A 22,213-nucleotide genomic window follows, 5' to 3' on the forward strand; every position below is an offset into this window, starting at 1 on the left:
CTGTAAAAGTACAATTTGCGCAACAAATTCTGCATTGTTGCGCAACAAAAATTGGTTTATACTGTAAATAAACCAGTTGAATTTATTAATTCAGCCTTAATCTCTGTTTTTGCTTTAGCAGCTGAGCTTCCAGTTTTCCGTAAGCAACCTGCTGAACATCTACCTGATCATCTATGGCTATTACTGCTGCAGTTGCTGCCGATTCACCAAGGATCATAAAAACCGGCTCCATCCTTACAGAACCGTAGGCAATATGTGAGCTGGAAACACAAACCGGCACCAGCAAATTGCCACACTCTCCTTTTTTAGGAACTATTGATCCGTAGGATATGCTATAAGGTTTTGGGGCATGCACACCTATATCACCCTCGTTTTGCACAAATCCCTTAGTGGTTACATATCGTTGAGTATTATGCGAATCTAAAGCGTAAGAGCCCATCCCGATAGGCTGAGGCACTTCTTTTCGTCCTAAAGTTTCGTTTTCTGTAAGGACATGATCACTTACCATCCTTCTGGCTTCCCTTACGTAGATTTGGTGAGGCCAGTTTCCATTATCTTTAAATTCATCTTTAGATAAACCCCATGTTTGCAGTCTTTTTTGCAGATCTGCCGGAACGCGTGAGTCTGTGATCATGAAATACATTAATCCTTTCTGATAATCTTCATGTTGTTTAATGATCTGCTTGCGCTTTTCGTATGAAGCCTCGGGATAATCGTAGTTCATGCCAATATAATCGGTACTGAAGGGGCCATGATTGTTGGTATCCGTTTTATGATTGGGTATGTCATCAAACTTATCAAACAACTCTTTCCATCCACTTTGAAATATCCTTGCCAGCAATTCGTAATTTGCTGGGTTGTAATTATCAGGTTTTGGAAATGCAAGTCTGTTATCAGCCTTATTGGTGAGACACATTCTAAAGCAATATGCCTGCAACTTCTTATCGCCCTCTCCTTTTATCCCCGGATCCTCGTCGGATATGCCCGCCAATAGGCCGCTGCTTTTATCGCCGGGAACGTTATATGGATCTATTTTTGTTTTAAAATGATGGCCATGCTGGAACACTTCTGTTTGCACGCCATTCCAGGTTTCTCCGTATACACTGTTTGCTTCGCGGCCTACATGGTAGCTAACCTTTGCCGCAGCCATCAGATCCCCCTCATAAGTAGCATCAATAAACATTTTACCACTAAACTGCTTACCACTCAATGTAGTGATTGATGTAATTTTACCATCCCTCATCTCTACACCCTCTTTGCGGTTCAACCATTCATTACGGTAAACGCTAATATTGCTTTCTTTGATAAAATCTTCCATGATTTTTTCGGCAACGTGTGGCTCAAATATCCACATCGTGCGGTCTTTACCATCAATAGCGGGTGTGCCTTGACCCTTGTTCCCATATTCTTCCTTTTTTTGCCACTTCCAGGCAGTATCTTGCTGATAATGGAGATAAACCCGATGATAAAAATCCCGGGATAGGCCTCCTATTACTTCTTTATTTCCGGTATCTGTAAAGCCCAATCCACTGGATGACAAACCTCCGAGATGAACATCTGGAGAAACGACAATAACAGTTTTACCAAGTTTCATAGCAGTTACTGCAGCTGTTACCGCTGCTGAAGTTCCACCATAAATTATAAGATCGGCCTGGTATGGCTTTACATCTGCCGCTTGCAGACTAACAATGGGAAGTAGAAATATCAAAACAGAAGTAACTATTGTTTTATACATACTATCATCAATTTGGTTCGAGAAGCAAAGTATATTTTTTACATCAATAAAAGAAATAAGATTCTATTCACCCGGACATAATCCGGATATAGCCTGGATATCACTCGGAGGAAATCCCGGTAATATCCAGGTTAAAACTGCGTTGCCACCTTAATAATTAAAACCTTACACCAAGACTCGCAGAGCAGGTAAGCATTCGGGTATCCAGGTTATCACCTTGATCTGATACAGCGCGATTAAAAACCGGCAACAGGGTGTAACTAAGCCTAAAGTCGCCATAAAGGTTTATTTTAAATGGTTTGTTGTCGCCAACCTTAATACCTGCAAGTAAGCTGTTGTTAAAATGATTTACATATTTTAGTGGCAATGTTTCATTTCGTTCTCTGCCACCATCGCCATCTACCCCATCTTCATATCTTAATTTTGTTTTCGAATTAACAGCAATGCCCGGTGCCATGCCGGCATAAGCCGATAAGAAGAGCCTGTATGCACTTGGCTTAAAATTGTAACTGATCAGGATTGGGAATTCTACATAATCAATATTGAAATTATAGTTATTATAGGCCTGCTGCTCCTGTCCATCGTCGTCAACAATAATTACATAGTCGTTCTTTTCCCTGTAAACCATCCCTCTGGAATTAAAGAGCAACTCGGCACCAAGTGTAATTCGTTCTGTTAATCGCCCATCGGCAGTTAATCCAACAAGTGCAGATGCCCGGAAATAGCGGTTAAAATAACTGAGGTCAGTTCTTCTTGCATTGGCTGTAGGCGTTACGTTGCGAGTAAAAAGAGAGCCGTTAATGCCTGTTTTAATACCAAACCTTACCTTTTTCTCAAAATCAGGCTGTTCCTGGGCCTGAACATACAGCCCATAGAAGAGCAGTATGAAAAAACATAAATTAGATTTCATAGCGTGTTTTATTTGTGTGTACTCTAATTTATGAAATATAATCCGTTACTATCGTAACATTTTGAGCGAGAAAGCTTTACTATTCCATCTCCTGAAGTTCCTCAGGACGGATTTTGCGTTCCGGACGGTAGCCAATCAAAGCAAGGTTGATTTCGTCCTGTTTGTTGGGATTAATTAAACGCGAACAGTATGAATCGCCGTTTTCATAGCAGAAACTGATTACTACACGTTCCTTAGGGTAATCAATCTCTGGTAATGTTCCTAATACCTCGTATAGGTTGTTAAGTGCATTGCTAACATCATCCGTTTCAGGTAAAACAAATAAAATCTCATCTCTTTTAGTATCAAAATAGCTAATTGAGCGCCAGTTACGGCCAAGATAATGTGCTTTTAGGTTTACTAAAAGTTCTGATTTGTAAGGATGGTCCATTTAATAGTTTGCTTGCTTCCGCTAATATAGCATTTTCTAAATATATAAATTATACATTAATTCTACTAAATTAGTAGACTATTTAATAAAATAGTTATACCTTTAGCCCAAATCATACACAATTTCTTATCGAAATTTGTTAGCTCGTCTGAGTTTTGTTTAAAATTTAAAGCCAGGTCGGATGACCTGGCTTTTTAAATTATAATCGGTTTAAGTGTGTTTTTATTTTACAAGGATCACATCATCGAAGTAGAAACTTTCATCTTGTTTTTCAGGGCCTTCTATCCAGAAGCCTATTTGTTTCATCGGACCTTTTTTCCAAAGTTCAAGTGTTGTCATCGGGATTTTAAAGTAAGTCCATACATTAGCAGGCACTATTATTGGAACGCTTCTATCTGAATTCCCATACCCTCCTGCCCTTGCATCGCCTGTTACATACAGCGTATAATCGGCCGAAGCTCCCTTAACCCAGAACGACAAGTAATTATACTCTGGCATACTGGCTACGCCATTCCAGTTTGCAAAGCCATCTGCACTCCAGTTTCCTTTGTTATACCCTGCTTTAAAGGATTTGGTTCCACTTTTGGCAAAATCGGCTGATATTGAAGCCGGACCCCACGATCCGTTTTCGAAACCATTACCATAATCATCTGTAAAGATCTTATAGGCTTTATCCAGATTTACAAATACCTGACTTGTGGTCATTGGCCCGGTAGAGTTGGTAAGTATTAGTTTTGCACTGTTTACCGTAGTTGCGGGCATTTTAATTACCAGTTCTTTTTTGGATTGAGATACAATACTGGCCTCGGCCGCTGCGCCATCCAGACTTATACTGGTTACGTCCTCCAGGTTGTTTCCAACCAGGGTAATTTCTGTGCCTTCAATAAAGTTATAGTTAGAGGCTGTATTTACCAAAGGCAAAGCAACAACATTAAATGGCACTTTTAGCTGAACTCCAAGTCTGTTCGTTAAAATGATGTTTTGGGCACCACCATTTGCAGTATCAGGCACTCTAAATATCAATGCATTATCTGTATTTAGCGTCGGGTTAAATGAAGCAGGTACGTTCCCTTTTTCAAAAACAATACTGGTCATATCGCCTAGGCCGCTTCCGGTTAAGGTGAGCACAGTATTTCCGCTTGCCCTTTCCGGATCAAGCTTATTGGCCACCGGACTATTCGATGCTTTGCTGTTCGACTGCTCTTCTTTTGTGCAGCCTGCTATGGTTAATGCTCCTGCCATACATGCCAGCAGGAATATCTTTAGATTTTTAATAGTTTTCATATCTATTTATAATAAGCTACTGCAGGTTCAAGCAGTAAAGGATTAATAACTGTTTCTGGTTGTGGTACCGGAAGGTACAACTGCTTTGCCGAAGTAAGTGTGGCTTTAAAGCTGGTTAACTGGCCGTTACCACCTAACGTACCACGTTCCTGTGCGGCTATCATCTGTTGTGCTTTAGCAAATCCTTGCCTTTGGATGTCAAACCAGTAGTCGCCTTCAAATGCGAACTCTACTTTGCGCTCATGCAGAATATCATCAAGTGTGATGTTGGTTAAACTTACCAGACCAGCACGGTTATGTACTTCGTTAAAGGCACTTAAAGCGGTAGCATCGCTGGTAGACCCTCCTCCGGCCATTACGGCCTCGGCATAGATCAACAGTACATCAGCATAGCGGAGAATATAAGTAGAAATGCTGTTATGACTGTCGGAAGTGACGACTTCGGAGCTTCTGTTTGGTCCTACAACATATTTCTGAATATTGGAGCGCGTGCCTGTTTGAATTTTAAAATCGCTGGTTATGCCTGTAGTATCATAAGTGAATCCGTTAGGGAAATTGTCATTGATCCAATCGGCTTTATGAAAGCCCTGCTGCATTACCGACCATCCTTTTCTACGGTCGCCGGTAGCATAACCTGTTGAAGCATTCAGCATGTCGAATGACGGAACCACTGCCGAATAACCGTTTCCTCCTGTTGGTTTAGGTTTTAACAAGGGTTGCGGGCCCACATAAAGCATGTACCTGTTTCCTCCGTTCCATCCCATGGCAGCTAACCATCTTAATGAAAACAACATTTCCTTATTGTTTTTGTTGGCGATGTCTGATGAGGTAAACATGCCCTGAAAATCAGGATTCAGCCCTATTCTTTTGGTTGAGGTTGCATAGTCTATAACCTCTTTGGCTTTTAACCTGGCGTTTTCATAATCTTTTAAGTAAAGGTAGATCTTGGCCATCATCCCTTTGGCTGAATATTTATTAACCCGACCATCCTGAGTAGCTATTTCGGGCAGGTTTTCTTCTGCAAATTTAAGATCCTCAAGTGCAAACTTTAATACATCTTTTTGCAGGTATCTTGGTGTTGCAGGTGCCCCGGCTTTGGTTAGATCTACCGGATTTTCTACTATGGGCGCATCGCCAAAAGTGCGGCCGATATAGAAATACGCAAACCCGCGGATAAACTTGGCTTCGGCTATACCTACATCCAGGTAGGAAGGATCGGCCACCTGAGTTTTTTTATTCATGAAAGTATGAATCAGTACAGATGCCTGTCCGGCTGCCTTATAGCAGGACTTCCAGGTGTCCATTACTAAACCATCTGTACTTTGGATATTAAAATTATAAAATGAGTTGTATTGTGCGTTGCCCTGCACACCGGTTACAGTACCGCCCAATACATCACCTACGGATATAAAGGCTTTGTCAGACCAGTCGTTCCATACAGAATTGTACAAAAGTCCTGTGGCACCATTTACTTCGGCTGCTGTGGTATAATAATTTTCGGTAGTTGGTCCCGTTTCTGAGGGATTATCCAGGAAACTCTTTTTACAGGAAACTCCAATTAAAGCTACTGCAAAAAATATGATGATGAGATTTGTTTTCATTACTTTAATTTTTAGAGGTTAGAATTCAATATTGGTACCCAGGGTAAATGTTCTTGGAACCGGATAATGACCATTGTCGATATTCATGAACCTGATGTTGTTATTAAGCGCTCCCAGTTCCGGGTCGTAACCCGAATAATTGGTAAATGTGTACAGGTTTTGCACAGAAACGTAGAATCTGGCATTGCTCACTTTTATTTTACTAATTAAAGATTTTGGCAGGTTATAGCCTAGCGCTACATTCTGTATCCTTAGGTAAGATCCATCCTCAATGTATCGGTCAGAAATTCTGTTGTTATTGTTGTGCCATTGATTATATCTTGGCAAATCGCCATTGGGATTGTTTGCAGAGTATCTGTTCAATACAGTAGTAAGCTGATTGTTGTAAGGAGAGCTTAATGCTTCGGTTTGGCGACGGCTGTAGTTGAAAATATCACCTCCCTGGCTACCATAAATGAATATTGAAAGGTCAATTCCTTTATAGCTAAAGGTATTTGTAAAGCCATAGGTGAAATCTGGATTAGGATCGCCGATAACGGTAACATCCTTATCATCAACCACCTTATCGCCGTTTAGATCTTTAAACCTTACATCACCCAGCCATAAGCTACCCGGAGCTACTGAAAGTCCATAATCTATCCCATTGTTCAGCTCTGCCTGAGATCTGAATAATCCATCGGTAACATAGCCATAGAATGCACCAAGCGGGCGGCCCTGTTGAGATAAGGTAACCAACGATTTGGTACCATATTCATCAAAAGTACCCGGTAAAGTAGCATTAGGCTCGTTCATCCTGTTAAGGATATTTTTATATCTACTGAATATGATATTGGTTTTCCAGGTGAAGTTGTTATTCTGCATGTTATAAGATGTCAGTCCGATATCAAAACCGGTATTGGTCATGCGGCCATCGTTTGTTGTTGGCGTTTTGATATCGTTCCATGCGGTTCCTAAACCAGAATAAGCACCAAGCTGGGTAGCCAGTAACATATCTGAGGTTACCTTTTTGTAGGCATCAAAGCTGAATTCTAATCTTTTATTCCAGGTGGTAAGGTCTAAACCTGCATTGTAGGTATTGGTAGACTGCCAGGTAATTAACAGGTTATCTACGTTATCAGGCAATCCGCCCGGACCAAATGGTGCAATAGGAAATAGTCTGATATTTGCAGAGTATAGGTTACCTGAGCCGGCATCCTGCCCTCCAACCTCTCCATATCCGAATCTTAGTTTCAGGTAATTAACATATTTGTTGTCTTTTAAGAAAGATTCGTTACTTGCTGTCCACGATGCCGAAACAGCCGGGAATGTACCCCATTTGTGGCCCGGACCAAAGTTAGATGACCCGTCTCTTCTTATTGTTCCGCTGATGGCGTACCTGTTGTCGTAGTTATAGTTTAAACGTGCAAATACCGACTCCATACTCCAGATGGCTGCCCCTGCTCCTATACCTTGCGTATCGCCTGCATCACCGGCATTTAAATTTGGAATATTAAGAACCAGGTTATCTCTATTGGCATTGATAAAATCGTATTTTGATCTTTGTGCCTCATGGCCTACTGTAGCAGCGATATTATGCTTACCAAAGGTTTTGTTATAATTAGCATAGTTTTTAATTGCCCAGTAAAGACTGTTGTTTCTTTGCTCTCTAAGTCTTGCGGGAGAAAGGATGACGGCTTTGGTATCGGCATTTTGCACATATGGCTGAAACGCCCTATCGCTGCTTAGATTAAAATCAAAGTTACCCTCTGATCTGATGGTAAGACCATCTAAAATGTTCAGATCTGCATATACGGTTCCGAAAGCTTTGGAAGATTCATTACTTACATCGCGCAACATTGCTAAGGCAACCGGATTATTTGGGTTTCCAAATGTACTGCCTCCTATTACATTGGTAGAGATATAATTACCAAAAACATCTTTAACAGGAGTTACAGGACTATTATAAAGCACCGTACTGGTAACGGCATCGAAACCATCTGAAAGACCGATCTGCTGGTTGGTTCTGGACAGGTTTGCAGTGATACCTGTTTTTAACCATCTAGTAGCCTGATGGTCTATATTAGCTCTTAGGGTTATTCTTTTAAACCCTGTTTTGATTAGTGTTCCTTCCTGATTAAGATAGCCTCCAGAGAAATAGAATTGTGTTTTTTCTGTTCCTCCTGAAAAACCAAGTTGATGGCTTTGGGTAAATCCTCTTCGGTAGATCTCGTCCTGCCAGTCGGTACCCACACCTAATAGGGACGGGTTTTTAAATTCCGCTATACTGTCCATTCCACTTCCCGGGACCCCTCTTACTTCTAAAACCAGAGAGTTCATGTATTCTGCATTTTGGCGCAGGTTCATTACAGAAAGCTTTTTTGGGACTTCTGAAATACCAACATAAGAATCGTAGGTAATTTTACTTTGATTGGCCCTGCCTCTTTTGGTATTGATGAGCACTACTCCATTTGCACCCCTGGCGCCATAAATGGCCTGTGCTGATGCATCTTTCAGGATATCGATGGTTTCAATATCGGCAGAGTTTAAGGTTGCCAGCACACTTTGTCCGGTTTGCCCGGAACCGCCCCCTAAAAAGTTTTGTTCAAGGGAACTGCTTTTTGAGTTCATAGGAACTCCATCTATTACATATAAAGGTTCGTTATTTTCGCCTGTTGAGGTAAGTCCTCTGATCCTTACGGAAACACCACCTCCTGGCTGACCGCCATTGTTATTTATGGTAACACCTGCTACCTTCCCTTGCAGGGCCTGATCTACGCCTGCAACAGGTAAATTTTTAATGTCCTTTTGGGAAACAGAAGAAATTGCTGAGGTTACTTCTGATTTACGCAATGTACCGTAACCGATAACTACAACATCTGATAAGGTTGAAGTAGAGGATTCAAGATTAGCGTTAATTACTGAGCCTGAACCTACGGTAACTTCTTTTGTGGTCATCCCTACATAGGAAAATACAAGTACACTTGCATTTGAGGTAACCATGATGGAATACTTACCCTCGTTATTGGTTAAAGCTGTGGTTTTGGTTCCCTTTACCACTACAGATGCACCGGGCAAAGTTGTACCGCTTTCATCGGCAACAACCCCCGTAACTATTCTATTTGCAGTACTTTGGGAGTAACCGGATTTGGTGATTCCGGTAAGTGTAAAGATCATGAACAGGATAAAAATCCATTCATTACAACTCGTTCTTGTCGTTTTCATGTTTGGTCGTCATATTTGGTTTAGTTAAGATTCCCACGGGATGGGTTTCTATTTGTTAAAACTAGATACAACTGAATCCTGTATTGCTAAAAAAGGGGTACGCAAATGTTAACCTTTAACAAAAAAGGCTACAAAGCAGTGAGATCCTTGTTTTCGGCATATTTTGAAGGGAGCACATCAAATTCTTCTTTAAAAGATTTGACAAAGTTCTTGGTGGTTTTAAAACCTACCTTATAGCAGACCTGCGAAACGGTTAATTTTCCCTGTTCAAGCAACTGTGCTGCCCGTTTTAAACGATAAGACTTGATAAACTCCAGCGGGGTTTTGCCAGTAAGTGCAACAATTCTTTTGTATAAGGTTACGCGGCTTACCAACATCAGGCTGCTAAGTATATCAACAGAGAAATTACTATTGCCTATATTCTTTTCTATTTCCTGGAGAATCTGCTGCAGGAACTGTTCATCAGGGCTTTCCATTTCTATGGTTGCCGGTTGTACTTCTACCTGCTTTTGATAAAGCTTCCTAAAGGATTCCTGCTGAATCAGTATGTTGCGAATTTTAGAGTTCAGAATTTCAAAACTAAACGGTTTGGTCATGTAATCATTGGCCCCGGTTTCCAAACCTGTTAGCTCCTGCTCTTCGCCAGTTAAAGCGGTTAATAGCACCACCGGTATCTGGGTTGTTCGCGAATCGCCTTTGATCTTTTTGCAAAGTTCTATACCAGTCATTTCGGGCATAGAAATATCACTGACAATGATATTTGGATGGAAGAATAACGCCTTTTGCCAGCCCTCTTTTCCATTGCCGGCTTCTATTACGTTAAAGTCTTCCTTTAAATTATCTTTAAGATAAAAGCGCAAATCGGCATCATCCTCAACAAGTAACACAGTTGCTTTTTTAGAAGAGATCGTAACGCTTGCATGCTGATTATTTAGTACATCCTCATCAGCAATTAGATTATCTACAAAGTTATCCGCCGGCTTGCTTTGATGTCTAAGTTCTTCGAACGGCAGTAAAATGGTAAAGCAGCTGCCAATGTTTTCATCGCTCTCTAAAAAGATCTCGCCACCGTGAAGTTTTACAAACTCTTTGGTTATTGCCAAACCTATTCCGCTACCCTGATTAATGATAGACTCTGGAATATCATTCTGAAAAAAGCTTTCAAATATCTTCTCCTGTTTCTCTTTTGGTATACCTATTCCGGTATCGCGAACTTTAATCTCAACCATGTACTGGTCAATCATAATACAATCTACAGACACATTTACCTTCCCGTTATCCAATGTAAATTTAAAGCTGTTAGAAAGCAGGTTAAATAGAATCCGTTCTATTTTATCATGGTCAAAATTTACATCAAGCTTCTCGTAAGTCGCATTAAAGGTTAGCTGGATGTTTTTCTGTTCGGCAAGGTCCTTAAAAGAATAAGTAATGTCACTGATGAATGAAATGATGTCGCCAGGTCTTTTTTGAAGTTTGATTTCTTTAAGCTCCATCTTTCTGAAATCGAGCAGCTGGTTTACCAGATTGAGCAAACGCTTTGCATTTTTCTGTATCAGGGAGACCTGTTCTTTAATTAGATTATCTGATGATCCTTTCAGAATTTTATCTATTGGCGCCAGAATTAAAGATAATGGCGTTCTAAATTCATGACTTACATTGGTTAGGAATTTGATTTTCATGGCATCCAGCTCTCTGTACCTCATTGCTTCTAAACGTTCATTATCAAGCAAGCGCTGTGATTCTACTTTCTCCTGTTCAATTAGTCTTTGAACTTTCTGTTTTTCCTGCTCGGCAGCAAATTGCTGTTTTAGTTGCTGGATACCGCGGTATCTGAAATAGTACAATGCACCCCCTATAGCCAGAAAATAAAGAATGTAGGCCAATGTAGAGGTATACCATGGGTTCAGTATCCTGATCTTTAAGGTTACCGGTTTAGCATCAGAAATGTTTTCGGTGCTTGATGCCCGTACCTTAAAAACATAATCGCCCGGATCAAGGTTTGTATAGGTGGCCTTGCGTAACGTATTATCTGCAGAAATCCATGTTTTATCGAATCCCTCCAGCATATATTGATGCTTCACTTTGTGGGGGCCAATGTAATTTAATGATGCGAACTCAATGGTAAAAACATTTTGATCGTGGTTCAAGGTAAGCTCTTTAGTATCAAAAATTGATTTTTTAAGTATTACCCGGCCATCAATTGCAGTGTTTGCTGTTACACTTTTATTGAACAGCTGAAAGTCGGTTATAAAGAGTTTAAAGGTTTGATTATAAGATTTAATTAAAAAAGGTTGAAAAATATTGATCCCATCCGGACCTCCAAATGCAAGCTCTCCGGTTTTTAGTTTTACCGAGGCTATCCGGTTAAATTCTTTGCCCTGCAGGCCATCATTCTCATCAAAGTTCTTGAAAATGAGGTTAAGTTTATTGTTATATGTAACCGATATCTTTGATAAGCCGTTTGATGTACTTACCCAGAAATCACCTTGATTATCTTCCTGAATGTCCATGATGTTGTTATCAGGCAATCCATTTTCGATGGTGTAATTGTAAAAGGTTTTGGTTTTGGGATTATAAATACTCAAGCCATCTCTTGTTCCTATCCAGAGGTAGCCCTTGCTGTCTTCAATAAAGCTGTTAATGTTGTCGTTGATCAGGCTGTTGTCGTTTTTTGGATCGTTTACTATCTTGATAAACTTTGTGCCTCCTTTTGGCAATACATTCATCCCATAGGATGTGCCGGCCCAAATGTTTTGATGTGAATCTTCCAATACCTTAAATACATAATCGGAACTAATGAGACTCAGGTTCTGCGTATATCTTTTAAATTTCTTTGTGGTTCTGTTGAAGAGGTTAATTCCACCTCCCATAGTGCTTATCCAAAACCGATTTGATGAATCTTCGAGAAAATCAGAAACCTTATTATCGCTTAAACTTTCAGGATCTGAAGCGTTGTATTTGTAATGGGTAAACTTGCCATTATCCAGGTAATCGAAACCACCGGTATAGGTTCCAATCCATAATTTTTCAAAACGATCTATATAAATGGCAACAATAGCATCGTGAGAGAGGCTATTGTTGTTTGAAGGATCGTGTCTGTAGGAAGTGAATTTATGGGTATTCCTGTTGTAATAAACCAACCCTTTGCCATTGGTACCAATCCAGATATTTCCCACTTTATCTTCGGCCATCCTGTTAATATCACTATGTATTAAGCTGTTGGGATCAGAAGAGTGCTTAATGAGGTTAAACTTAATGATATCGGGATGGTAAAAATTGATCCCTTTTCTGAAAGTACCTATCCAGACCATTCCCAGGTTATCGTAATAAATACTGGAAATGCTGTTTTGGCTTAAGCTTTTGCTGTCATTTTCGTTATTGAGGATATACCGGATGCTGAAGTTTTTCTTATCGATAAGGTTAATGCCCCCATGATCGGTACCAATCCATATGTTGTCGCTATTGTCCTGAATAATACCCGTCACAATATCAGAGTTCAGTTTAAGTACCGGTGAGTTCTTACTGATCTTATTCAGCACATTCTTTACAGGATCAAAGTAGTAAATACCTGTGGAGGTAGATATGTCGTAGATCCATATTAATCCTTGTTTATCTATAAAGATTTTATAGGTATCGCTTTCTTTGTTAGAGAACCTGCTCGAGAGGTCTATTCTTTGCACAACAATATCCGTGTTCTTTTTCAGCATCTCCAGTTTTCCGTCGGAATGAATAAGCCATGCATTTCCGCTTTTATCCTCTGCAATATCAATAATTGGGCTTGCCGAAAGGCTGCTCTCTCTTCTTATTTTATGGGCTATATAGTTTGTTTTCTTTGTTACCGGATCGTATTTATATAATCCGGATGCTGGAGAAATAAACCAGAACGCGCCTGAACTACCCTTTTTTAGCGCTCTGATGGTGGTTCCGGGAACTCCGTATTTTGAAAGCTCCGGTTGTATATTGTGATCAAATAATTCGGTTACCGGATCATAAACATCCATTCCTGCTCTTGTTTCTATCCACAACTTATGATCAGGACCTTGCGTTATAGAACGAACATCACTATCGCTTATGGTAGATTTGTTTTTTATCCTGTGCCGGTATACTTTAAAGCTGTATCCATCAAACCGGGCAAGGCCAGCAAGTGTTCCCAGCCAGATAAATCCTTTATTGTCCTTGTAAAAGCAATTTACGTCGTTATGCGGTAAACCATTATTAATATCCAGATGAGAAAACTGATACAGGCTATACTGTGCAGAAGAATGTATGCTGGTAAACAGCAGGCTTACCCCTACTAAAAGCAGTATTTTCAATTTGTGTCCCATTCGTTCTATTCGGCCGCTATCGCTATTTTAAAGCTGATTGTCAATATACAAATACTTATTTATAAATGTCTTTAAGCTCCTTTTCAAAAAGGGTATAGGGATCATCATAGAATTTCCGAAAATCAGAATTGTTTGGGTGGCCAGGGTAAGGTGCATAAAAATGAGTAGCGCTTTTGGTATCGTTACGCCATACCAAAACATAGCTCATTCTTATTTTATTGCTTTTCATTACCTTAAGGAGCACATCGTTCCACCAATGTGAATTGGTAAGCGATTCCAATCCGGTTTCGGTAAATGCAGCAAGCTTACCGTTCTTTTGAGCGTATGCCGAAACGATGCGAAGTTTCATTATGGCAGCATCCAGATTGTATTTACCATCGCGTCCCATATCGCCATAATTATCCATTCCAAGCATATCTACCCATTCATTGCCGGGGAAACGCTCCAAATATTGCTGTTCGGAATTGAATAGATTATCAGGAGAAAATGCGTAAATAAAATTGTGTACACCTGCAGTATCGCGTAAATATGAGACTGTAAATTTCCATAGGGATTTAAATTCATCAACTGTACAATGTGATTTACCCCACCAGAACCAGTCGCCATCGAACTCATGATAAGGCCTGAAAATTACGGGTACAAGTTTACCATCCGGAGCTTTAAGGCTTTTTGCCCAATCGGCAACATCGTTGAGGATTTTGATATACTTATCGTGCGCTTTGCCCCCGGGGATAATATACTTCACAGCCGGTAAAGAAACCGAGTCTTTCCAGTAAAAGCCCCCTTCTGAAACAGGATTAGAGAAATGCCAGGCTACAGTGGTAACTCCGCCTCTGTTGTAGGTATCTATAACGTTCTTTCTTAGGTGTTCTTTTGTTTTTTCAATCTGAACCTGCGATTGACCGGTTAATTCAGACAGATCAATTCCAATAACGGCTGGATGAGATCCAACAACTGATTTAACATCCGAACGATCAGTATCGCCAGACCAGCCATGGCCGTATTCAGTAGCATGCTGATGCCCGAATAAGGTATGCTTTTCAGATAATTCGTATAGGTTATTGAAAAGAGCCCTGGTCTCCTTTGTTGCCAAAGGATCAATTAGGTTACGTTGCTGGGCTGTTGCCAGGTTTACAAGCAACATCGGGAGGATGATTAAGAAATACTTCGGGTTCATAAAACTGTGATTTACAATAGCCTGCTATTTACTATGAATTCGTAAAAGTATCGTACTGAATATTCCTTAATGCTAAAAAATGGGGTTCCAAATGTTAAACCTCGGAATAAAGAATCTCTGTTTTAAGAGAAAGCTCCTGCATTTGTGCAGGTTTATGTTTCCATCTTCGATGGCTCCATAGCCAATAAGCAGGTTCACTTTTAATAATCTCTTCAAGAAACTGAGTGTGCAATCTGGTGATCTCAAATTCTTCGGTATCTCTTGGATTTAAACAGAGTGGAACACAATCAACCTCATAATACCCCCGCTTTAGCACCTTAACTTTTAAATAAAAAATAGGGCGGTTTGTTTTTATTGCAATTTTCTCTATTCCCAGTTGGATGTATGCCGGTTGGTTTAAGAATATTCTGCAATAATGCAATTCACTTATTGACGGTGATTGATCGTTTCCAAAACTAAAAATACTTGGTGTATTTTTGCTGGCTTGAATAGCCCTTAAGGTTTGCCGCATTGGAATGAGTTTGTTCCCAAACTTGCAGCGGATTTCGCGAAACCATTTATCAAATATGGAATTATTTAAGGGTTTATAAATTGGATAATGATCAGCAGAAAAGTTTAGTCCTATCCCTAAAGTTCCCCATTCCCAATTACCGTAATGTGCTGAACAAACAAGTACACTTTCTCCTTTATTTAGATATTCATTTATCAGTTCTTTGTTTTTAAAGACAAATCGCTTTTTTATTTGCCCTTTGGAGATGGTAATCATCTTAATCACTTCAAAGATAAGGCTAGCCAGATATCTGTAGTACTTCTTTTCTATTACGATAATTTCTTTCAGTTCTTTTTCAGGAAAGGCATTACACAGATTTTCTCTTACTACCTGCCTGCGATAGCCAAAAACATAATAGAGCAAGAAGTAAGCTGCGTCTGCCCAAATGTAAAGAAACGATAATGGCAGCAGGGATAATACAGCTAAAAAAAACGTCCCTAAATGAGAAAGGCTCTTTTTAAACATACTACAATGATTTTCCACAAAATTAAAAGCTTAGCCAAAAGGTTTTGCCATAAAAATGTTAGATTACTATTTTTTTTAAAAGACGCTATTACTGATGCAATCCACCATTTTTGAATAAGTCGTAAGCAGTTTGGTAATTTGCTATTGCCTGATCTATTACGGTTTTAGACAATTTATCAGGGATTTGCTCATTACTTGATTTACGATATAAAAAGGTTTGTGTAACCTTCTGTGGGCCTAGTATCACCAAACTATCCTTCTTTAAATAAGCAAGTTTTTGATAAGTACCTAAAACTGCGCGTGGCTGATAGGTAGGACTCAAAACATTCTGACCATATAGGTTGCTTTCATAGTTCCATCCTAAAAGACTAAACAATGTTGGATAAAGATCAATTTGTGAACATAGCTTATCTATTACCATTTTGCCCTTTACAGGTAAATTTAAAACGATACAGGGAATGTGGTATTTGTCGATATCAATTTCATTCTTTCCGGCGCTGGCAGCACAGTGGTCAGCCACTATAATTACAATTGTATTTTTATACCATGCTTTCTTTTCAACCTTTTTCAGGAATGCTGAAATGGCATAATCAGTATAGCGAACGGCACCTTCCCTATTGCCTTGTTTCCTATCTATTTTCCCAACAGGAAAAGTAAAAGGCCTATGATTTGAGGTTGTCATTACAAAGCTGTAAAATGGTTTTCCTGCTTTATCATCTGCATCTGATCCTCTTATCACTGCATCAAAAAGATCTCCGTCCGAAACTCCCCATGCATTTTCAAAATGAACCTGATCATCCTGAATGATAGTTCTTTTTGTTAAGTAATTATCTCCTATTTTAATGTTTCTTCCCCTGTCTGTAATATTAAAGCCATTGCTACCAAAATATTCGTTCATATTGTCGAAATAGCCATCTCCGCCATAATAAAATGTTCTGGTATACCCCTCTTTTTCAAAGACATGACCCACAGTCGCCAGGTTTTCATTTCCTTGTCTTCTTACAATACTGCTACCGGGGGTTGGGGGTATGGACAAGGTTAAGGCTTCCATTCCTCTTACTGTTCGGGTACCTGTTGCATACATATTGGTAAACATCAGATTCTTATCGGCAAGAGAATCAAGTACTGGTGTTATTTTCTGTGTATTGCCAAAATGCGCAAGAAAACTGGCACTTAAACTTTCAACGGTAATCATGATTACGTTTGGTTTATGAACCTGACCACCGTTTTGGATGTTCCTTTTAATTGAGTTTCCATTATCTACGAAAGTGCTCTGCTGATCCTTTAGTTCATTTCTCATTAGCGCAAACGCCTTATTTATGGGGAGCAAAGTATAGAAATGGTTAAAGTTTAACTCATTGTTTTTAAACGCGGCAAAAATAGAATATATGCCTGCCTTTGACAATTCATTTTCGTAACGGCTGGTACTTGATTCGGCAAAAGAATTAGTCAGAAAAAATGCATACAATGAAGTTATGACAAGCAGGATCCCCGTTATAACTGCTCTGCCCTTAAATGTAATAGTAGATTGGAAAACATTTTTAAAGATCCTTCTCTTTACAAAAAGCCACATCACCAGCAATACCATTACCAATACCCCACCAATTAAAAGTGGCAGCGGATAAGATTCATTTATGTTATTGATAACTTCATAAGTATAAATGAGGTAATCAACAGCAATGAAATTGAACCTGCTTTCAAACTCCTGCCAGAATGTAAGTTCAGCGAAAAATGAAAAGAAAGAGATAAGAAGGATTATAAAAAGAGCTACATAGGTAATGATCTTATTCACAATCGAGCCAGACCACCTATCTGGAAGTATAAGTAAATATAAACTGTATAAAGTGGTTAAAAACAGGCCAACTCCAACATCATAAACAAAACCAAGCAGGTAAATTCTTAATACACCTAAGAATGAAAAGTCCGTTTTACCAATCGAATCGACAAACAAAACGGTACGGATTAACAAGGATATAAAAACAAAAATCGCTAAAAAAGAAAATAAGACGCTGTACCTGCCCTTAAATAGTTTACTAATCATATAAAATTTTATATAAAAAGCAAAGGTAGACTGGAATTCTGTTTGAATTCTGAACTTAACTTGTGTACGCCAGTTCGCCTCTTTGTGTCATCATGACCATAACACTTTCTATGCTATAGTTCAATTTATGAAAAATAAGGTTTTCTCCGCTCTCCTCGTGGGTAAGAAAACTGATAAGATCTTTAAACCGAACAACTCCAATATGTTTTTCATTATAAAAAACAGGCATTGTATATAACTCTTGTTTAAGCATTACATCTATTACCTCAATCACTAATTGCTCAGAATGCAGTCTGACATGTCTATCCAACCCCCATTCTGAGGAAAATACTTCTTTACTCTGAATAATAACCCCCATTACTTTGATAAATTTGATAAGGATATCAAATTATTTCGCAAAATTAGCACTGCCAACAAGAAATAAGGGCCCAAATAAGGTTTAAAAATACCTGATGAGGACATTTTTTATGAGAATTAAAAAAAACAACCAAATAACTAACCAAATAACTCCCCATATTTATTCATTTTAAGATGAAAGAAGTAATTTATCGTTTCGGTGTTGAGACAGAGTGGGCTGAAGAATTGGCAGCTAGTCTTGGCGGATTTATGCGCGGTAATTTCACCATTATTCCGGAAGATATATCTACAGGTACCCATTACACATTTCAAGTAAGTGAGAATATTACGGTTATGCTGATAGATGTTACTTATCACCAGGATATACTCTTTAAAGTCAGAAATACTAAAAGCGATTTTGCAGGTATATATTTCAATCTTACTGAAGGAGATCTGATTCACATTATGGACGATGTTTCACGGTCAGTTGGACGATGGAATTATAATCTGGCAATTACAGATAGTCTGCTGGATACAGATTTTCTTATAAAGGCGGGAAGCAAGTCTTACAGCATTTCCATTTTTGCAAAGAAGGATATTCTACGAGAGTACCTATCCAAAACAGGCATCCTTGATGAGGTACTAAACAGGGTTTTTGATGAGAAGCAAAATACCCTTCTGCATTATGCCCATATGAGCAGTAACAGTTGGCATATCATCAATGAGTTCAGGAAAAACATGCCTGGATGCCTATCTTTCAATCTTTTACTGAGCGGCCTGGTTTACAACTTAATGGCAGATTGCCTGGACAATATTATGAAAAGAGAAATCATGATTAGCAAGGTTCTTCCTTCGGATGTTGCAATGATATTGAGCTCGCAGACAAATCTGATTAAAAAACAGGAGGGCATTTTTCCAGGAATAGCTTTCTTAGCTGCTGAAGCAAATATGTCAGAAACAAAATACAAGAATCTTTATAAAAAAATCACTGGTCAAACCCCCAATGCCTTCTTCTTAAACAACAAGTTGGAACTTGCAAGAGATTTATTGGGATCGGGGCAGTATACCATTAGAGAATTGGCTGATAAATTAAATTTCACAAGCACTTCTCATTTATCAGAGCTATTTAAAAGTTATTTTGGGATGTCGCCTAAAGAATATTCAGCTTCATTATAATGACAATAGGAAAAAAGATATCGATTCCTCATGATATAGCAGTTCAGGGCTGCTCCTATTTTATGGAGGTAGTACCCGGATTAATGACTCTGGTTGTTGATCTTAATTCGCTAAGGAATATTGAACTAAGCAAAGTAGTAGACGTGGAGGACTTTTACATTGCCTATTATGATTTAAGCGACGAAATTGATATTCAGAAAGTTAATGGTACAAAAGTTGATTATCATTCGAAGTTGGGAATGATTGTGGTAGATGCCACATTAAAAGGCAGCTATACCCCTTCCATGAAAATGTATTCTCTCTGGCTGCTAATAGCAAAACCATTGCTCCAAAAGTATCTGCTTGGAGCAATAGGTGATCCTAAAACAGGAAACAATCGCACAATCGTTTTTTCAAGCCATATGGACAGTCGTACCCGCTTGTGTATTCTTAAACTAAGAACCCGCAATTATAACGATCCATCATTTGAACTTTATTTGCGTGGAACCTCATTGCAGGTTTTGGCATACCTGGTGGAACGTATAAACGAAAATGTCCCGGAACTAGGGAAACTTTCTGAAGAAGATACTGCACAGATCATCAGCACTCAGACTTATCTAATGGAACAACTTTTAGGAGCATTTCCAGGAATAGATTTTTTAGCGGCCCAGGCCGGTATGTCTATTTCTAAATATAAGAAGCTATTTAAGAGGATATTTAAAGAAAGCCCTAACAGTTTCTTTATTCGAGAAAAATTAAACCTTGCGCAAGAGCTCTTGAAAAGTGGAAATTTTCATGCTATAAATGAAGTGGCCAGTGAACTTGGATACGTAAAACCGGGATACTTTGCCGCGATCTACAAAAATCATTTTGGACAATTACCCGGAGAAGTTTTTGTGAAAAACAGGGCGGAAACCCAAAAATCGGCTAACTTTGCGCCATGACAGCAGAAGAATTTGAGGCGGCATTTCACGGAATAGAATTACCATCAGAAATAGAATTGGGCCCGGGAGCGGTGATTAAAGACGTGTCATTATTCTTACAAAAAGAATTAACTATCCTCAAAACCAGCAATCACCCAAGAATACAAGAACCTGTTACTTACAGATTGAACCAGGTTCTTGAAATCATTAAAACAAAAACGTTATAATAAAAGACCGCATATATTCTTATGTTTGACTCAAAAGAGATCAAAATGAATATAGAAATACACCAAACAGGAGAAATAAGAATAGCAGAGGTCATTTCTGATAAAGTCCTGATTAAAAATCCAGAAGAAGGATTACAATTACTCGCAGATTTATACTATCAGAATGTTGATAGAATTATCCTTCAGGAAAAACACATATGTACTGAATTCTTTGACCTGAAAACAGGCATTGCAGGAGAAATTCTCCAAAAATTCTCGAATTACCGGGTACGCCTGGCTATTGTTGGTAATTTCAGTAAATACCAAAGCAAAAGTATGAAAGACTTTATTTACGAAAGCAACAAAGGCAAACAAGTTAATTTTGTAGACAGCTCGGAAAACGCAATTGCCAAACTAAATCAATAATTATACACAGATTACTCATATTTAGTAATCTGTGCCACAATAACCTCAGGTTCTATTGCAATGAAATGCCCCTGTCCCTCTTTTACTACAACTTTTAATTTTCCGCCAAGTTTCCTGTAATGTTGTGCTACCACCTTAGTATGCTCTTTAAATCAAGGATCCTGGCTTCCAGAAACAATTAGCAAGGGCACCCCCTCTTTTACAATCGGGCCAAGTCCGTCGAACAGATTCTTTGATGTACAGATAAACAGTACAGCGATAAGTGCAGTAATTTTTCGCATCCCTGGTTTTATTTGGTTATGATCTTGAAAGCAAAAAAAATAAATCTGGTTAATATTTACTTAATAAACCATTAATCAGAAAAATCTTTATCAATTTATAAGGAGATAAATTAACATATATTTGAAAGCGCCCATCATTATATGAAGAGATTTGTAGAAATTCTATGTTTATTTGTCGCTTTTGCGACATACGGTTGTTCAAGCACTAGCGTAGACCAAAATAACACCAAAACATTATATCGCGCTATAAGTAAAGATGACACTGCTACTTTTAAAATAAACATAACTGACAGGGAGTTTTTTGGACAGCTGGAAATAAATTACCATGGTCTTTATAAAGATTCTGGTGATGTAACCGGAATTGTAAAAGGAGACGAGCTAAAGGGAACTTATCGCTTTCAGCATTATGGAGTTGAGACATGGCACAAAACTCCAATAGCTTTGTTAAAAAAGGATGGGAAGCTAATTATGGGCGAAGGTTCTATGGAAATTTATATGAACATACGTTACTTCAAAAAAAACGTTCCAATCAATTACCAAGACCCAAGGTTTGTGTTTGAAAAGATACCTTAAACAATTAACCATGAATGGCTTCTTTGTTGCCGAAACTTTGGATAAGCTCACCTTCAAATTCAAGCCATTCTTTCCATCTTTTATCTACGTCAATATCAATGGTATATTTGCGGGCAAAGTTTAGAAAAGTAGTGTAATGACCTGCTTCTGATACCATCAGATCATAATAGAATTTTGCAAGCTCCTGATCTTTGATATTTTGCGACAACACACGGAAGCGCTCACAACTTCTGGCTTCAATCATCGCCGCAAATAAAAGACGGTCAATAAAAGCCGAGTTTCTGCTTCCATCCCTGCGACTGAACTTAACCAATTGACCAACATAGTCGTCTTTACGTTCACGACCAAGTGTATAACCGCGTTTCTCAATTATATCAACTACCATCTGAAAATGTTGCATTTCTTCAATGGCGATAGCTGTTAATTCCTGCACCAAATCCATATGTTCTGAATTATTGGCGATCAGGGTAATGGCGTTCGTTGCTGCTTTTTGCTCACACCAGGCGTGGTCAGTTAAAATCTCTTCTAAATTTGATTCAGCAATGTTTGCCCAACGCGGGTCCGTCAATAATTTTAATCCAAGCATGGTAATAA

18 protein-coding genes are annotated in these 22,213 nt (G+C 38.9%); 5 read left to right on the top strand and 13 right to left on the bottom strand.

All coding sequences use genetic code 11. The features are described from left to right. Window positions 1-85 precede the first annotated feature (85 nt). From AC6CH7_RS22420 to AC6CH7_RS22470, 11 genes are all read right to left on the bottom strand, one after another. Window positions 86-1,735 carry an FAD-dependent oxidoreductase gene (locus tag AC6CH7_RS22420; RefSeq protein ID WP_498264823.1) on the bottom strand — a complete coding sequence of 550 codons (1,650 nt, stop codon included), beginning with the start codon at window positions 1,733-1,735 and terminating at the stop codon, window positions 86-88. A gap of 157 nt (window positions 1,736-1,892) precedes the next feature. After that, window positions 1,893-2,645, bottom strand: a complete 753-nt coding sequence (locus tag AC6CH7_RS22425; RefSeq protein WP_498264824.1) for a porin family protein — start codon at window positions 2,643-2,645, stop codon at window positions 1,893-1,895. 79 nt (window positions 2,646-2,724) lie between these two features. Further along, window positions 2,725-3,075, bottom strand: a complete 351-nt coding sequence (locus AC6CH7_RS22430) for a hypothetical protein (protein WP_498264825.1) — start codon at window positions 3,073-3,075, stop codon at window positions 2,725-2,727. Window positions 3,076-3,297: 222 nt separating this feature from the next. Then, on the bottom strand, window positions 3,298-4,359 hold the full coding sequence (locus AC6CH7_RS22435) for an IPT/TIG domain-containing protein (RefSeq protein WP_498264826.1): 1,062 nt from the start codon (window positions 4,357-4,359) through the stop codon (window positions 3,298-3,300). A 2-nt stretch (window positions 4,360-4,361) separates the two neighbouring features. Further along, window positions 4,362-5,960 carry a RagB/SusD family nutrient uptake outer membrane protein gene (locus AC6CH7_RS22440; RefSeq protein ID WP_498264827.1) on the bottom strand — a complete coding sequence of 533 codons (1,599 nt, stop codon included), beginning with the start codon at window positions 5,958-5,960 and terminating at the stop codon, window positions 4,362-4,364. 18 nt (window positions 5,961-5,978) lie between these two features. Then, entirely contained in the window at window positions 5,979-9,161 is a 3,183-nt protein-coding gene (locus tag AC6CH7_RS22445) for a SusC/RagA family TonB-linked outer membrane protein (protein ID WP_498264828.1), read from the bottom strand. Window positions 9,162-9,289: 128 nt separating this feature from the next. Next, window positions 9,290-13,486 carry a hybrid sensor histidine kinase/response regulator transcription factor gene (locus AC6CH7_RS22450; protein ID WP_498264829.1) on the bottom strand — a complete coding sequence of 1,399 codons (4,197 nt, stop codon included), beginning with the start codon at window positions 13,484-13,486 and terminating at the stop codon, window positions 9,290-9,292. Window positions 13,487-13,541: 55 nt separating this feature from the next. Next, window positions 13,542-14,663: a glycoside hydrolase family 26 protein gene (locus AC6CH7_RS22455; protein WP_498264830.1), complete on the bottom strand. Its 1,122-nt coding sequence runs from the start codon at window positions 14,661-14,663 to the stop codon at window positions 13,542-13,544. Between the two features lie 94 nt (window positions 14,664-14,757). Further along, window positions 14,758-15,678 carry a lysophospholipid acyltransferase family protein gene (locus AC6CH7_RS22460; RefSeq protein ID WP_498264831.1) on the bottom strand — a complete coding sequence of 307 codons (921 nt, stop codon included), beginning with the start codon at window positions 15,676-15,678 and terminating at the stop codon, window positions 14,758-14,760. An 88-nt stretch (window positions 15,679-15,766) separates the two neighbouring features. Next, window positions 15,767-17,719 carry an LTA synthase family protein gene (locus AC6CH7_RS22465; RefSeq protein WP_498264832.1) on the bottom strand — a complete coding sequence of 651 codons (1,953 nt, stop codon included), beginning with the start codon at window positions 17,717-17,719 and terminating at the stop codon, window positions 15,767-15,769. Between the two features lie 55 nt (window positions 17,720-17,774). Continuing rightward, window positions 17,775-18,077, bottom strand: a complete 303-nt coding sequence (locus AC6CH7_RS22470) for a hypothetical protein (protein WP_498264833.1) — start codon at window positions 18,075-18,077, stop codon at window positions 17,775-17,777. Window positions 18,078-18,250: 173 nt separating this feature from the next. Between AC6CH7_RS22470 and AC6CH7_RS22475 the strand changes: the two genes are divergently transcribed. The 4 genes from AC6CH7_RS22475 to AC6CH7_RS22490 are packed head-to-tail and all read left to right on the top strand — an operon-like array spanning window position 18,251 to window position 20,765. Then, a complete protein-coding gene (locus tag AC6CH7_RS22475) occupies window positions 18,251-19,231 on the top strand; it encodes a helix-turn-helix domain-containing protein (RefSeq protein ID WP_498264834.1) in 981 nt (326 codons plus the stop codon). Further along, entirely contained in the window at window positions 19,231-20,154 is a 924-nt protein-coding gene (locus AC6CH7_RS22480) for a helix-turn-helix transcriptional regulator (protein ID WP_498264835.1), read from the top strand. The genes AC6CH7_RS22475 and AC6CH7_RS22480 overlap by 1 nt, the downstream gene beginning before the upstream one ends. Then, the gene (locus AC6CH7_RS22485) at window positions 20,151-20,360 is read left to right on the top strand and encodes a DUF6965 family protein (RefSeq protein ID WP_498264836.1); all 210 of its coding nucleotides are present in this window, start codon (window positions 20,151-20,153) and stop codon (window positions 20,358-20,360) included. The genes AC6CH7_RS22480 and AC6CH7_RS22485 overlap by 4 nt, the downstream gene beginning before the upstream one ends. 45 nt (window positions 20,361-20,405) lie before the next feature. Beyond that, a complete protein-coding gene (locus tag AC6CH7_RS22490) occupies window positions 20,406-20,765 on the top strand; it encodes a DUF4180 domain-containing protein (protein WP_498264837.1) in 360 nt (119 codons plus the stop codon). 152 nt (window positions 20,766-20,917) lie between these two features. Here the strand turns inward: AC6CH7_RS22490 and AC6CH7_RS22495 are convergent, their stop codons facing one another. After that, window positions 20,918-21,046, bottom strand: coding sequence for a hypothetical protein (locus AC6CH7_RS22495; protein WP_498264838.1), 129 nt, complete (start codon window positions 21,044-21,046; stop codon window positions 20,918-20,920). A 141-nt stretch (window positions 21,047-21,187) separates the two neighbouring features. Here AC6CH7_RS22495 and AC6CH7_RS22500 point away from each other — a divergent pair, with 141 nt between their 5' ends. Further along, window positions 21,188-21,619: a hypothetical protein gene (locus AC6CH7_RS22500; protein ID WP_498264839.1), complete on the top strand. Its 432-nt coding sequence runs from the start codon at window positions 21,188-21,190 to the stop codon at window positions 21,617-21,619. 4 nt (window positions 21,620-21,623) lie between these two features. Here AC6CH7_RS22500 and AC6CH7_RS22505 read toward each other — a convergent pair whose 3' ends face one another. Beyond that, complete coding sequence (locus AC6CH7_RS22505) at window positions 21,624-22,205, bottom strand: MiaE family protein (RefSeq protein WP_498264840.1); 582 nt, start codon at window positions 22,203-22,205, stop codon at window positions 21,624-21,626. Window positions 22,206-22,213: the final 8 nt, after the last annotated feature.

It is taken from the genome of Pedobacter sp. GQ55, assembly GCF_059758925.1.

Bases quoted from the DNA above. Each gene is read 5' to 3' on its own strand.
- AC6CH7_RS22455 (WP_498264830.1), bottom strand. From the start codon at position 14,663: ATGAACCCGAAGTATTTCTTAATCATCCTCCCGATGTTGCTTGTAAAC.
- AC6CH7_RS22430 (WP_498264825.1), bottom strand. From the start codon at position 3,075: ATGGACCATCCTTACAAATCAGAACTTTTAGTAAACCTAAAAGCACAT.
- AC6CH7_RS22420 (WP_498264823.1), bottom strand. From the start codon at position 1,735: ATGTATAAAACAATAGTTACTTCTGTTTTGATATTTCTACTTCCCATT.
- AC6CH7_RS22435 (WP_498264826.1), bottom strand. From the start codon at position 4,359: ATGAAAACTATTAAAAATCTAAAGATATTCCTGCTGGCATGTATGGCA.
- AC6CH7_RS22450 (WP_498264829.1), bottom strand. From the start codon at position 13,486: ATGGGACACAAATTGAAAATACTGCTTTTAGTAGGGGTAAGCCTGCTG.
- AC6CH7_RS22440 (WP_498264827.1), bottom strand. From the start codon at position 5,960: ATGAAAACAAATCTCATCATCATATTTTTTGCAGTAGCTTTAATTGGA.
- AC6CH7_RS22500 (WP_498264839.1), top strand. From the start codon at position 21,188: ATGAAGAGATTTGTAGAAATTCTATGTTTATTTGTCGCTTTTGCGACA.
- AC6CH7_RS22490 (WP_498264837.1), top strand. From the start codon at position 20,406: ATGAATATAGAAATACACCAAACAGGAGAAATAAGAATAGCAGAGGTC.
- AC6CH7_RS22460 (WP_498264831.1), bottom strand. From the start codon at position 15,678: ATGTTTAAAAAGAGCCTTTCTCATTTAGGGACGTTTTTTTTAGCTGTA.
- AC6CH7_RS22445 (WP_498264828.1), bottom strand. From the start codon at position 9,161: ATGAAAACGACAAGAACGAGTTGTAATGAATGGATTTTTATCCTGTTC.
- AC6CH7_RS22505 (WP_498264840.1), bottom strand. From the start codon at position 22,205: ATGCTTGGATTAAAATTATTGACGGACCCGCGTTGGGCAAACATTGCT.
- AC6CH7_RS22485 (WP_498264836.1), top strand. From the start codon at position 20,151: ATGACAGCAGAAGAATTTGAGGCGGCATTTCACGGAATAGAATTACCA.
- AC6CH7_RS22470 (WP_498264833.1), bottom strand. From the start codon at position 18,077: ATGGGGGTTATTATTCAGAGTAAAGAAGTATTTTCCTCAGAATGGGGG.
- AC6CH7_RS22475 (WP_498264834.1), top strand. From the start codon at position 18,251: ATGAAAGAAGTAATTTATCGTTTCGGTGTTGAGACAGAGTGGGCTGAA.
- AC6CH7_RS22465 (WP_498264832.1), bottom strand. From the start codon at position 17,719: ATGATTAGTAAACTATTTAAGGGCAGGTACAGCGTCTTATTTTCTTTT.
- AC6CH7_RS22425 (WP_498264824.1), bottom strand. From the start codon at position 2,645: ATGAAATCTAATTTATGTTTTTTCATACTGCTCTTCTATGGGCTGTAT.
- AC6CH7_RS22480 (WP_498264835.1), top strand. From the start codon at position 19,231: ATGACAATAGGAAAAAAGATATCGATTCCTCATGATATAGCAGTTCAG.
- AC6CH7_RS22495 (WP_498264838.1), bottom strand. From the start codon at position 21,046: ATGCGAAAAATTACTGCACTTATCGCTGTACTGTTTATCTGTACATCA.